The 12233-nt window shown below is 63.9% G+C and carries 9 protein-coding genes; 5 read left to right on the top strand and 4 right to left on the bottom strand.

Going from position 1 to position 12233, the window contains the following annotated elements; all coding sequences use genetic code 11:
- Positions 1-177: 177 nt before the first annotated feature.
- From efeU to ACH2DG_RS07710, 4 genes are all read left to right on the top strand, one after another.
- Positions 178-2328 (top strand): iron uptake transporter permease EfeU, encoded by a 2151-nt coding sequence (gene efeU / locus ACH2DG_RS07725; protein WP_395025246.1) that lies wholly within the window; start codon positions 178-180, stop codon positions 2326-2328.
- A 38-nt stretch (positions 2329-2366) separates the two neighbouring features.
- Positions 2367-3749, top strand: coding sequence for an iron uptake transporter deferrochelatase/peroxidase subunit (gene efeB / locus ACH2DG_RS07720; protein ID WP_395025245.1), 1383 nt, complete (start codon positions 2367-2369; stop codon positions 3747-3749).
- Between the two features lie 101 nt (positions 3750-3850).
- Positions 3851-4690 carry an iron uptake system protein EfeO gene (gene efeO / locus ACH2DG_RS07715; protein WP_395025244.1) on the top strand — a complete coding sequence of 280 codons (840 nt, stop codon included), beginning with the start codon at positions 3851-3853 and terminating at the stop codon, positions 4688-4690.
- A gap of 197 nt (positions 4691-4887) precedes the next feature.
- Positions 4888-5280 (top strand): DUF6882 domain-containing protein, encoded by a 393-nt coding sequence (locus ACH2DG_RS07710; protein ID WP_395025440.1) that lies wholly within the window; start codon positions 4888-4890, stop codon positions 5278-5280.
- 88 nt (positions 5281-5368) lie between these two features.
- On the opposite strand, the gene ACH2DG_RS07705 is transcribed toward ACH2DG_RS07710, so the two are convergent.
- Positions 5369-7006: an ABC-F family ATP-binding cassette domain-containing protein gene (locus tag ACH2DG_RS07705; protein ID WP_395025243.1), complete on the bottom strand. Its 1638-nt coding sequence runs from the start codon at positions 7004-7006 to the stop codon at positions 5369-5371.
- A 205-nt stretch (positions 7007-7211) separates the two neighbouring features.
- Between ACH2DG_RS07705 and ACH2DG_RS07700 the strand changes: the two genes are divergently transcribed.
- The gene (locus tag ACH2DG_RS07700; protein WP_395025242.1) at positions 7212-7574 is read left to right on the top strand and encodes a VOC family protein; all 363 of its coding nucleotides are present in this window, start codon (positions 7212-7214) and stop codon (positions 7572-7574) included.
- Between the two features lie 93 nt (positions 7575-7667).
- On the opposite strand, the gene katG is transcribed toward ACH2DG_RS07700, so the two are convergent.
- From katG to ACH2DG_RS07685, 3 genes are all read right to left on the bottom strand, one after another.
- A complete protein-coding gene (gene katG / locus ACH2DG_RS07695) occupies positions 7668-9857 on the bottom strand; it encodes a catalase/peroxidase HPI (protein WP_395025240.1) in 2190 nt (729 codons plus the stop codon).
- A 274-nt stretch (positions 9858-10131) separates the two neighbouring features.
- Positions 10132-11082, bottom strand: a complete 951-nt coding sequence (gene rocF / locus ACH2DG_RS07690) for an arginase (RefSeq protein ID WP_224152383.1) — start codon at positions 11080-11082, stop codon at positions 10132-10134.
- Position 11083: 1 nt separating this feature from the next.
- On the bottom strand, positions 11084-12178 hold the full coding sequence (locus tag ACH2DG_RS07685; protein ID WP_395025238.1) for an ornithine cyclodeaminase: 1095 nt from the start codon (positions 12176-12178) through the stop codon (positions 11084-11086).
- Between the last annotated feature and the right edge of the window lie 55 nt (positions 12179-12233).

Raw genomic sequence — 12233 nt, 5'->3', positions numbered from 1 at the left:
TGAGAATCATCCCGATTTGGAGTCGCAGGCGCAGGCCATTCCCAAATGGGCAAGGCTGTGTCGGCAGCTCCATTGCGAAGGGGAAGCCGGCTGCACTGCACCATAGACCCTAGAAAGACATGGGCCGCCGCCACGCCACGGGTATGCCGGGCGCGGGGCCGATCCGCCATAACATTCATGCTGGTTCCGTTTTTGATCATGCTGCGCGAGGGCATCGAAGCCGCGCTGATCGTTGGCATCATTGCCAGTTTCCTTCGCCATACAGGCCGCGCCGCATTGATGCCTGCCGTCTGGGCCGGGGTTTTCTTTGCGCTGGGCCTGTCGCTGTTTGCGGGCGCCGGCCTGCAGTGGATGGCCGCAGAATTCCCGCAGAAGCAGCAGGAGCTGTTCGAGGCCGTGGTGGGCTTCATCGCCGTCGGCATGCTGACGGGCATGGTGTTCTGGATGCGCAAGGCCGCACGCTCCATCAAGAGCGAGTTGCAGGCTTCGGTCGACAAGGCGCTTTCTACGACAGGCAGCGCCAGCTGGGCACTGATCGGCATGGTGTTCCTCGCGGTGGCGCGCGAAGGGCTGGAGTCCGTCTTCTTCCTGCTGGCCATCTTCCAGCAAAGCACGGGTTGGGGCGCGGCGGTGGGCGCGCTCGCAGGTATCGCGCTGTCCATTCTGCTGGGCGTGGGCCTGTACAAGGGTGGGGTGCGCATCAACATGCGCCAGTTCTTCCGCTATACCGGCGTGTTCATCCTGCTGGTGGCCGCAGGCCTGCTGGCAGGCGCCGTGCGCCGCCTGCATGAGGCAGGGGTGTGGAACCATCTGCAGCAGGTGGTGTTTGACAGCAGCGCGACTCTGCCGGAAGACAGCGCGCTGGGCGTGGTTCTGGGCGGCCTGCTGGGTTACATGCATGCCCCGGTACTGGGCGAGGTGCTGGTATGGGCCGCGTATCTGGCGGTCACACTGGTGGTGTTCTTCTGGCCGGTGTCAGCTGCACCTGCTATAAAATCAGAAGCGGCTGCGCGCACCCATGGTGCGCCAGCGGCAGATATGGCGATGCAAAGCGAGCCTTCCGCAGGCGCCATGCAGCCTGCATCTCTGGGCGGCGTGGTACTGGGCAGCGTGCTCGTGCTGGTGTTGGGCGCGGCGGCTTTCTGGCAGGCGGCGGGCTCCTCGCAGTCTGCGGCGAGGCCAGGCGTCGACAACGCGGCGGCTGCAGGTGGCGCTACCGATGTGCCCCAGGTCACCATCGAGATCAGCCAGGGTACGTGTACGCCCAATGCTGTGAGCGTGCCTGCGGGCAAGGTGCAGTTTCGCATCGTCAACAAGGGCGAGCGTGCGCTGGAGTGGGAGATTCTGGACGGTGTGATGGTGCTCGAAGAGCGCGAGAACATCCTGCCCGGCCTGTCGCAGACCCTGACGGCACGCCTTGCGCCTGGTCAGTACGAGATGACCTGCGGCTTGCTCAACGCACCGCGCGGCACCTTGACCGTCACGCCGTCAGACGCCTTCAAGGCCGAAGCCGCCAAGCCGCCGGTGACGGCCTTCATCGGTGCGCTGGCCGAATACCAGGTGTACCTGTTGACCGAGGTGGCCAGCTTGCAGGACATGCTGCAGGCCCTGCCGCAGCGCCTGCAGCCAGCTGGCGATGCGGATGCTGCGTTGCAGGCGCCTGCAGACGGCTATCCGGCCGATGCCCTGCAACTGGTGGCCCTGGCACGCGGTCAGTACCAGAAGCTGGTGCCGCTGGCTGCACAATTTGGCGACCTCAATGCCCGCATTGACGCGCGCGCCGCTGATTTTGCACTGCGTGACAAGGACCCCGCCTTTGTCGGCCTGCACCGCATCGCGGCCGGCCTGAAGGCGGGTGAAGGTGCCGAGCAATTGCTGCCGCTTGTCACCAGCCTGCAGCAGGATGTGGACCAACTGGCCCAACGCCTGGGCGATGCCTCACTGCAGCCGCAAAACCTCGCTACCAACAGCGCCAAGGCGCTGGAGCGTGCATCCACCCTGATTCCAGGTGAGGCCACCACGCCCGCGCAGGGCCGTTGGGCCCTGCAGTTTGTGCGCGGCAGCCTGGCTGCGGCAGACAAGACCCAGCAATTGCTGGCGCCGGTGCTGTCCAATGCCAACCCGGCACTGCTGCAGCAATTGCAGACCAGCCTGGACAAAGTGCGCCAGTTGCTGGCAGACCAGGGCGTCTCTGCCGACGAGGCGCAGGCCGCTGGCGTGCCCGGGGTGCTGCTGAACCCCGTGCAATGCCAGAATCTGGCGCAGGCGCTGTACCAGGCGTCACAAAGCGTGGGCAAGATCAATATGGCCTTGGGTCTGCAGCCTTAAACTTTTACCGATAACACACGACAAAATAAAGAGCCGCCATGTCTTTCTTTAAAAGTAGAAACGATTCTCAATCCAGTGCTGAGACTGCCGCATCGGACGCATCGGCCGGCGCTGCCGAGGCGGCGCCCGCGGCCCCCGGTCGCCGCCGCTGGCTGGGCGAGGCTGCGGGCGTCGTCGGCGCAGGGGTCCTCGCGGGCGTGCCGGCGCGTCAGGCAGCCGCCCAGCTCCAGGCGAATGCGCCCGCGCATCCGCAGGTGGCCGATGCGCCGCACACCACCACCTCGCAGCAGCGTGTGCCTTTCCACGGCCCGCACCAGGCCGGTATCGTCACGCCGCGCCCGCTGGCGGGCATGGTGGCCAGCTTTGATGTGCTGGCCGACAACAAGGCCGATCTGGAGCGGCTCTTCAAGACCCTCACCGAGCGCATCCGCTTTCTCACCGAAGGGGGCGCGCAGCCTGTGGCCGATCCCAGACTGCCGCCAGCCGGTTCTGGCATCCTCGGGCCCGTGGTGCAGCCCGATGCGCTGACCGTGACCGTTGCCGTGGGCCACAGCCTGTTTGAGGAGCGCTATGGCCTTCAGGGCCTCGCGCCCAAGCGCCTGACGCCCATGCGCCAGCACCCCAACGATGCGCTGGTGCCCGCGCTGTGCCATGGCGATCTGTCCATCCAGTTCTGCGCCAACACGCCAGACACCAATATCCATGCGTTGCGCGACATCATCAAGAACCTGCCGGATTTGCTGATGATGCGCTGGAAGCAGGAGGGGACGGTGCCGCCCATACCCGCAGCCGCAGGCAAGGCGCCCGAGAGCGCACGCAATTTCCTCGGTTTTCGAGACGGCTCGGCGAACCCGGATTCGGACAGCGATGCGCTGATGCGCCGCATTGTCTGGGTGCAGGCAGGCAGCGACGAGCCCGCCTGGGCCGAAGGCGGCAGCTACCAGGTGGTGCGCATCATCCGCAACTTCGTCGAGCGCTGGGACCGCACGCCGCTGCAGGAGCAGGAAGCCATCATGGGCCGCGACAAGGACAGCGGCGCGCCGCTCGACGCACGCAGCAAGACCGAGCACGATGTGCCCGATTACGCAGCCGACCCCGAAGGCAACAAGACCCGGCTGGATGCCCATATCCGCCTCGCCAACCCCCGCAACCACGGCAGCGAAGCCAACCTCATCCTGCGCAGGCCATTCAACTACTCCAATGGGGTCACCAAATCCGGCCAGTTGGAGATGGGCCTGCTCTTCATCTGCTACCAGGCCGATCTGGACAAGGGCTTTGTCACCGTTCAGAAGCGGCTCGATGGGGAGCCGCTGGAGGAATACATCAAGCCCGTGGGCGGTGGCTTCTTCTATGTGCTGCCGGGCGTGCGCGACGCGCAGGATTGGCTCGGCCGCAGCCTCCTGGCTGCTGCGAAGGCATAGCTTTCGCGGTATGGCCTGGTTTGAGGAATAAATCAGCATTTTGCGTACACCATTCAAGCGCAAGATGCTATTGAATTGATAGTTTGAAAGGACAAGAAAACATGCTCGCACGTCGTCACTTCCTGCAAAGCCTGGCGCTCTTTGGTGGTGCGTCCGCCGCCGTCATTCCCGCGTGGGCGGCCGACGGTGTCTCGGCCCTCGAACTGGTCAAGCCGCTGGCCGAGTACAAGCTGTACGTCAACACTAATCTGCGCGAACTCGTCAAAGGCGTGCAGGCCTTCACCGACGCCGTCAAGGCCGGCAAGATCGAAGAAGCCAAGAAGCTCTATGCCCAGGTACGCCGCCCCTATGAGCGCATCGAACCCATTGCCGAGCTGTTTGCCGACCTGGATAAAAGCATCGACGCACGGGCCGACGACCACGAGCAGGGCGAAAAAAGCCCCGATTTCATCGGTTTTCACCGCATCGAATACGGCCTGTGGGTGGAAAAATCCACCAAGGGCCTCGCGCCCGTGGCCGACCGGCTGCTGGCCGACTGCAAGGAGCTGCAAAAACGCGTGACCACGCTCACCTTCCCGCCGGAAAAGGTGGTGGGTGGCGCCGCCGTGCTGATCGAGGAGGTGGCAGCCACCAAGATCTCGGGCGAGGAAGAGCGCTACAGCCACACCGATCTGGACGACTTCCAGGCCAACTTCGAAGGCGCGGACAAGATATTCGAGCTGCTGCGCCCCCTGGTCGAGAAAAAGGACAAGGCCTTCGCCGACAAGACAGCCGCCAACTTCAAGACCGTTTTCGATGTGCTGGCCAAATACCGCAAGCCCGATGGCAGCTTCGAGCTCTACACCAAGCTGAGTGAGCGCGACCGCAAGGTACTGGCTGGCAAGGTCAACACGCTGGCCGAAGACCTCTCCAAGCTGCGCGGCATGCTCGGTCTGAACTGAAACGCCTGCGGGTTGCCGGCTGTCCGTTGATGTGGGGTGGGCCTTTGCTGGACGACAATAGCACCCATTGAAGCGCAATGGACAGCAACAGACAGCATATGAGTGAAGCAGAAAAAGACACCGACTGGGCCGCATGGAGCCGCGAGGCCGTCGAGATGATGGTGGCACGCAATGCCCAATGGCCCTAGCAGTTCGGCCTGCAGGCAACCCCCAGCTTCCGCTGGGACCTGGACAGCGCCACCTTGGTGCTGCAGGGCCCCCTGCACGAGGTGGTCGCCACGGTCTGCCTCGTGGGCACCACCAGCGACAGCGAAGGCGGCTTTGTCTGGAGCTGGGCCAACGAGGCCATTCCGCGCCAGCACGGCGAGGCCCTGGAAGTAGTGCACGACTTTGGCCGCGAGCACCATCTGGCCTTGCTGACCACGGCGCGCATCCCCGGCGGCCGCCCCGAGGCCACCGAATGCCTGTGCATCGCAGCCCGCCTGCAGCGCGCAGCCGGTACCTTCATCGACAAGCAAGGGGATGTGACCTTGTACTTCACCATCCTGCACCTGCAAGTGGCGATGGATGCGGACCAACTGCCCCACTGAGATCAGCGGGAGCCTCACCAAGCCCGGTGGCGACCGACCAGGCACCACTGCACCCGGTGAGGCCCAACCTTCCGCACGAAAGAAGCATTCACCGATCCCGGTCCTGCCGCGTATCGGCACTGAAGAGCCGCCAACCTGCACTGGTTGCTTGCAGCATATCGGTCAATGGGAGATTGTTCAGGAAAATCTGGTCGTGCGATGCCACAATCATCGCGCCCTGGTAGCCAGACAACATGGTCTCCAGCGCCTGCAAGGCAGGCAGGTCGAGGTGGTTGCTGGGCTCGTCCAGTAGTAGCAATTGTGGCGGCGTATCGGCATAGAGGATGCAGGCGAGTGCCGCCTTGAGGCGTTCGCCACCGCTGAGTACGCCGCTGGGCACCGTTACCCGGTCGGCGCCCAGGCCCAGTTGCGCCAGCCGCATCCGCAGCTCGCTCTCGCTCAGGCGGTGGCTCACCTGCTGCAACTGTTCCAGCACTGGCCGATGCACATCCAGCGTATCCAGCCGTTGGTCGAGATAGGCCAGGCTTTCTGTCACCGTGCAAACCCCGGCCTGGGGCTGGATCCGGCCTGCGAGTACCTGGAGCAAGGCGGACTTGCCGCAGCCATTGGGCCCCTGCAGGCCGATGCGCTGCTGCCCGGTTACCAGCAGATCAATCTGCCGGGTGGCAGGGGCCACCCATGGCAGTGCTACGCCATCCAGCACAACCACGTGGCGTTGGGAGACGCCAGCATGCAGCGGCGTTTGCAGGTGAATGTGCAGGTCGCCATCAACCTGGGCGGCGGCATCGCGTACACGCTGCGCAAGCTCGCGTTGCGTGGCCGCGTGCTGCCTGTGGAGCTTGCCGATTGAGTGGTCGCTGCGCTCCTTCTGGCGGTCCAGCAGGATCTTGGCCTGGTTGGCCTGTTTGCCGCTTCGGGCTCCGCGTTGCAGTCTCTTTTCCTGGCGCTCGCGTTGTTCGCGCATGGATTGCTCCGTGCGCCTGCGCTCCAGCCTGGTGCGATCGAGTTCTGCGTTCGCACTCTGCTGTTCCTGCGCCTTGGCCTGGGCATAGAACAGGTAGTTTCCGCCGTAGCTGCGCAAGCCCTGCGCAGACAGCTCGACAATCCGGTCCATGGATTCCAGCAGTTGCCGGTCGTGGCTGATGACGAGCAGGCCGCCCGGCCAATGCGCAAGCCATGCGGCCAATGCCGTGCGGCTGCCTTGGTCCAGATGGTTGCTGGGCTCGTCCAGGATCAGAAAATCCGCACCAGAGAGCTGGGCGCCCACCAATGCCGCACGCATTGTTTCTCCGCCGCTGAGCGCAAGGGCTGGCGTATCGGCTTGCAGGTGCGGGAGGCCTTGCAGCGCAAGCGCCTGGTGGAACTGCAGGGCCATGTCCCATTGGTCGGCCACCGCGTCGAAATCCGCCTGCGCGGAGCTGCCCGCCTCGATGCGCTGCAAGGCATCCAACACCTTCCGCACACCCGCAAGGTCGGCCACCGTGGTGGCCGCGCCCGGGCGAACCTGCTGTTCGAGGTAGTAGACGCTACCCGATCGCACGCAGCGGCCGCTGGAGGGCTGCAACTGGCCTGCAAGCACGCGCGCCAGAATGGTCTTGCCGCAGCCATTGCGGCCAACGAGGCCGGTGTGCCGTGTGTCAAAGATGTCGGTCAGGTCGGAGAAAAGCGCTTGACCGTTGGGGAGGACGTACGAAACGCCCTCCAGGGAGAGGTGAGAAATCGCCATGCCAATTCCAGAGATGCAAAGAACTCCCCGCGCTGTGGGGGCAGTGGAGGTTTGCCGTTGTGTGAACGGCTGCATCAATGGCGCATGGGACGGATACCTCTGACGGTGTATGGTGAAGGCTGGATTATAGAAGTGACCGAAAACCCGCAAGGCCGGGCTGCCTGTATTCCACGGGTGAGGGGAGGCACAGACAAAGGAGAAAGCCATGACTGCCAATCTCTACGGCGGAATCGATATCGCGATGAAAGTGCCATCGCACCAGTACGAGGCGACGCTCGCGTTCTACCGCGATGTGGTGGGGCTCGTGCCAATCACCGAAAAAGCTCCGGCCATGGGCTTTGCGCTGGGCCCCAACCGGCTCTGGATCGATGAGGCGCCGCAGATGAGCCAGGCGGAAATCTGGCTGGAGTTGTTCACCGAGAGTTTTGAGGACGCGGCCGCGCATCTGGCACGGGCCGGAGTGACCCGCTGCGATGCAATCGAGCCGCTGCCGGAGGGGTTCAAGGGAGGCTGGATTACCAGCCCGTCCAACATCATCCACATGGTGCGCGAGCCCGGTACCTGGTGAGCGGAACTGCGGATGCGCGGCAAATGAAAAACGCCCGGATCGGGCGTTTCTGAAGGCTGGCCGAAGCGCAAGGCGCCGGCCGGGGTTGCGGAATTATTTCTTCAGGTCGAAACGGTCCAGCTCCATCACCTTGGTCCAGGCTGCCACGAAGTCGCCAACGAACTTCTGCTGGTTGCCAGCTTCGGCATAGACTTCGGCAACGGCGCGCAGGATGGCATTGCTGCCAAAGACCAGGTCCACGCGGGTGCCGGTCCACTTCCTGGTGCCGCTCTTGCGGTCCACGCCTTCGTAGGTGCCGTCTTCCAGCGCCTTCCACTGGGTGCCCATGTCCAGCAGGTTGACGAAGAAGTCGTTCGTCAGCTTGCCGGGGGTGTGGGTCAGCACGCCATGCTGGCTGCCACCGGTGTTGATGTTGATGGCGCGCAGGCCGCCGATCAGCACGGTCATTTCAGGGGTCGTCAGGTTCAGCAGCTGGGATTTGTCGATCAGCAGAGATTCAGCGGAAGCAGGGAGCGGGCCTTGCAGGTGGTTGCGGAAGCCATCTGCCTTGGGCTCCAGGTATTTGAAGGAGTCGGCATCGGTTTCCTCGGCGGTGGCGTCACCTCGGCCAGGGCTGAAAGGTACGGTCACCTTGACGCCAGCATCGGCAGCCGCCTTTTCGACCCCTGCATTGCCAGCGAGCACGATCAGGTCGGCCATGGAGATGCGCTTGTCGCCGTCTGCCGTCTTGTTGAATTCGCGCTGAATGCCTTCCAGCACGGACAGCACCTTGGCCAGTTGTTCTGGCTGGTTGACCTGCCAGTCCTTTTGCGGTGCAAGGCGGATGCGCGCACCGTTGGCACCGCCGCGCATGTCGGAGCCGCGATAGGTGGACGCCGATGCCCAGGCGGTACCCACCAGTTCCTGCACGGTCAGGCCCGATGCCAGCACCTGGGCCTTGAGGGCCATCACATCATCGCTGTTGACCAGCGGGTGCTTGACGGCGGGAATCACGTCTTGCCAGATCAGGGTTTCCTTCGGCACTTCGGGGCCGAGGTAGCGGCTGACCGGGCCCATGTCGCGGTGGGTCAGCTTGAACCAGGCGCGGGCAAAGGCTTCGGCAAAGGCCTGGGGATTTTCCAGGAAGCGGCGCGATATCTTCTCGTAGGCCGGGTCCATGCGCAGCGACAGATCGGTGGTCAGCATCGTGGGCTTCTTGTTGGGGCCGCCGTGGGCGTCAGGGATGACATCGTCCGCATCCTTGGCCACCCACTGGATGGCGCCTGCAGGGCTCTTTTCTTGCACCCATTCGTACTTGAACAGGTTTTCGAAGAAGAAGTTGCTCCACTGCGCAGGGGTCTGCGTCCAGGTCACTTCCAGGCCCGAGGTGATGGCATCGCGCCCGGAGCCGGTGCCAAAGCTGCTTTGCCAGCCCAGGCCTTGGGCTTCGAGGTCGCAACCCTCGGGTTCCTTGCCGACGTGGCTGGCAGGGCCCGCGCCGTGGGTCTTGCCGAAGGTATGGCCGCCAGCGATCAGGGCCACGGTTTCCTCATCGTCCATTGCCATGCGGGCGAAGGTGTCGCGGATGTCGCGGGCGGCCGAAATGGGGTCGCCATTGCCGTCCGGCCCTTCAGGGTTCACGTAGATCAGCCCCATCTGCACGGCAGCCAGCGGGTTTTCCAGATCGCGCTCGCCGCTGTAACGGCTGTTGGGGTTGTTGGTGGGAGCGAGCCATTCTTTTTCGGCGCCCCAGTACACATCGTGGTCTGGTTCCCAGGTATCGACCCGGCCGCCGGCAAAGCCGAAGGTGCGGAAACCCATGCTCTCCAGAGCCACGTTGCCGCACAGGATCAGCAGGTCGGCCCAGGAGATGCGGTTGCCGTACTTCTGTTTGATGGGCCACAGCAGGCGGCGCGACTTGTCGATGTTGACGTTGTCGGGCCAGCTGTTGAGTGGTGCAAAGCGCTGCTGTCCACGGCCTGCGCCGCCACGGCCGTCCTGCACACGGTAGGTGCCGGCGGAGTGCCAGGCCATGCGGATGAACTGCGGGCCATAGTGGCCGAAATCGGCGGGCCACCAGTCCTGGGAGTCGGTCATCAGCGCCCGCAGGTCGCGCTTGAGGCCTTCATAGTCAAGCTTGCCGAACTCCGTGGCATAGTCGAAACCGGCACCCATGGGGTTGCTTTTGCTGTTGTGCTGGCTCAGCAGATCCACGCGCAGCGCAGTGGGCCACCAATCTCTATTGGTTGTGCCGCTGTGGGTCTGCTGGGCGTTATGGAAGGGGCACTTGGATTCAGTCGTCATGGGGAGTTCTCCGGTTCAAACTTGCAGGACACTGACGGCCTTGCGGCGACAGCAACGTGGCAATGGCGGGCAGGTGTTCCGTGCCATTGGTTGCTGTTCATTATGCGATTGCAGCTGCTTTCGGTGTGCGCTTTTCCGATTGAATATACCCAAGTGCATCATTAAGAAAATCAAGCGCTGGGGTTGTGCAAATAGGCGCCATGGATTCGCTTATCACCCAATGGAAACGGCCGCATTGCGGCCGATCAAAAGTGTTTGTGGAAAGCCTGGGAACCTATCTGCGCACGTCCTTGACGAGGGTGCTCTTGCCAAACAGGCTCTGCACCAGATCGACCACCAGTTCAGCCGTCTGGTTGCGCAGGTCGAGCGCTGGATTGAGCTCGACGATATCGATCGAGCCCAGCAGGCCGGTGTCGGCAATCATCTCCATGCACAGCTGCGCTTCGCGGTAGTTGGGGCCGCCGCGCACGGTGGTGCCGGTACCGGGGGCGATTTCAGGATCGAGAAAATCGACGTCGAAGCTCAGGTGCAGGTGGGTGGTGGCCGGGTCGGCATTGCGCAGCGGCGCCAGCGCCCGCAGCATGGTCTCGCGCATGCCCAGCTCGTCGATGGCGCGCATGTCGAACACGTCGATGTTGTGGGTCTTGATGAGGTGCTTTTCCTGATCGTCCACACTGCGCAGGCCGATCTGGCAGAGCGATTGCTCTCCCAGGGCGGGTGCGAAACCCGCCAGGTGGGTGAGCTCGCGCGGGCCCAGGCCGCTCAGACAGGCGACGGGGATGCCGTGGATGTTGCCGGAGGGCGATGTCTCGGGCGTGTTGAAATCGGCATGGGCATCGAGCCACAGCACATACAGGCGCTTGCCTGCAGCCTTGCAGTGGCGCGCCACCGCGCTGATGGAGCCCACCGCCAGGCTGTGGTCGCCCCCCAGCATCAGCGGCATGCGGCCTGCGGCCAGCTCGGCGTGCACGGCATCGTGCACGGTCTGGTTCCAGGCCACGGCTTCTTCAAAGTTGCGCAGGTTGCCGTGGGCCGCATCGCGCGGGTGGCGGTGGTTGGCGGGCCCGGCCAGGTTGCCTACATCGCGTACTTCGCAGCCCAGCTCGGCCAGGGCAGGGCCCAGCTGCGCCACGCGCAGCGCGTCCGGCCCCATGGCGGCGCCCAGGCGTCCGGCGCCGATGTCGGTGGGTGCTCCTATCAAGCTGATGGCAGTAGAGTTGTGCATATCAAGCGGTTGCGGCAGTCGTTTTCAATGGGTTGCGGGCAGGGCTGCCTGTGTGCAGCACGCCAAACAGATCCTTGGGATCGGCCAATTGTGGCAGCAGCAGCAGAGGCTGCAGCACGCCATGCTTTTGAGCCAGGGCGTGGAGGTAGCGCATGGCGGAGTAATCCTCCAGCGCAAAGCCGACGGAATCGAACACGGTGATCTCGTCATCACGCTGCCGACCCGGTGCCTTGCCATGCAATACCTGCCACAGTTCGGTCACGGCAAAGTCAGGGGCCATGTGCTGGATTTCGCCTTCGATGCGGCTTTGCGGCGCAAATTCCACAAACACACTGGCGTCCGGCAGGATGGCGGCGTCGAGTTCGGTCTTGCCCGGGCAGTCGCCGCCCACGGCGTTCAGATGCATGCCGGGCTGCACCATGGCGCGGGTCAGAATGGTTGCATTGGTCTTGTCGGCAGTCACCGTGGTCACGATATCGGCGCCGTCTGCGGCATGCGCGGCGCTGTCGCATACCGTCACCTGCACTTGCGGTGCATGGGCCTGCAGGTGGCGCACCAGCTTGTCGGTGGCGGCGCGGTCGATGTCAAACAGGCGCAGCACTTCGATGCCCAGCAGGCCGATGAATGCCAGTGCCTGAAATTCGCTCTGCGAGCCGTTGCCGATCAGGGCCATGGTGCGGCTGTTGGCACGCGCCAGGCGCTTGGCGGCCATCACGCTGGTGGCGGCGGTGCGCAGGGCGGTGGTCAGCGTCAGCTCCGACAGCAGTACCGGCGCTCCGGTATCGGCCCGCATCAGCGCGCCAAACGCCATGATGGAGGGGATGCCGCGCTGCGGATTCTTGGGGTGGCCGTTGACGTACTTGAAGGCAAAGTGGTCGGCATCGGCCACGGGCATCAGCTCCATCACGCCGTCGCGGGTGTGCTGGGCAAGCCGCGCGGTCTTGTCGAAGTCCTGCCAGCGGGCAAAGTCTTCTTCCAGGGCAGCGACGAGGCCTGCCAGCAGCGGCGTGAGGCCTACGCGGCGCACAAGTTCGGCGGCAGCATCAGTGCTGAGGAAGTCAACGGTTGCGGTGTAGTTATTGCTTGTGCTGGTCATGGTTTGCTCCTTGTTTTATAGCTTTTGATGCCCAATACATGGGCACTGGCGGCTG

Origin of the sequence: Comamonas odontotermitis, assembly GCF_040396735.1 — a bacterium.
GTDB lineage: Bacteria > Pseudomonadota > Gammaproteobacteria > Burkholderiales > Burkholderiaceae_C > Comamonas > Comamonas odontotermitis_C.
This window is presented reverse-complemented; position numbering and strand designations above follow the sequence as displayed.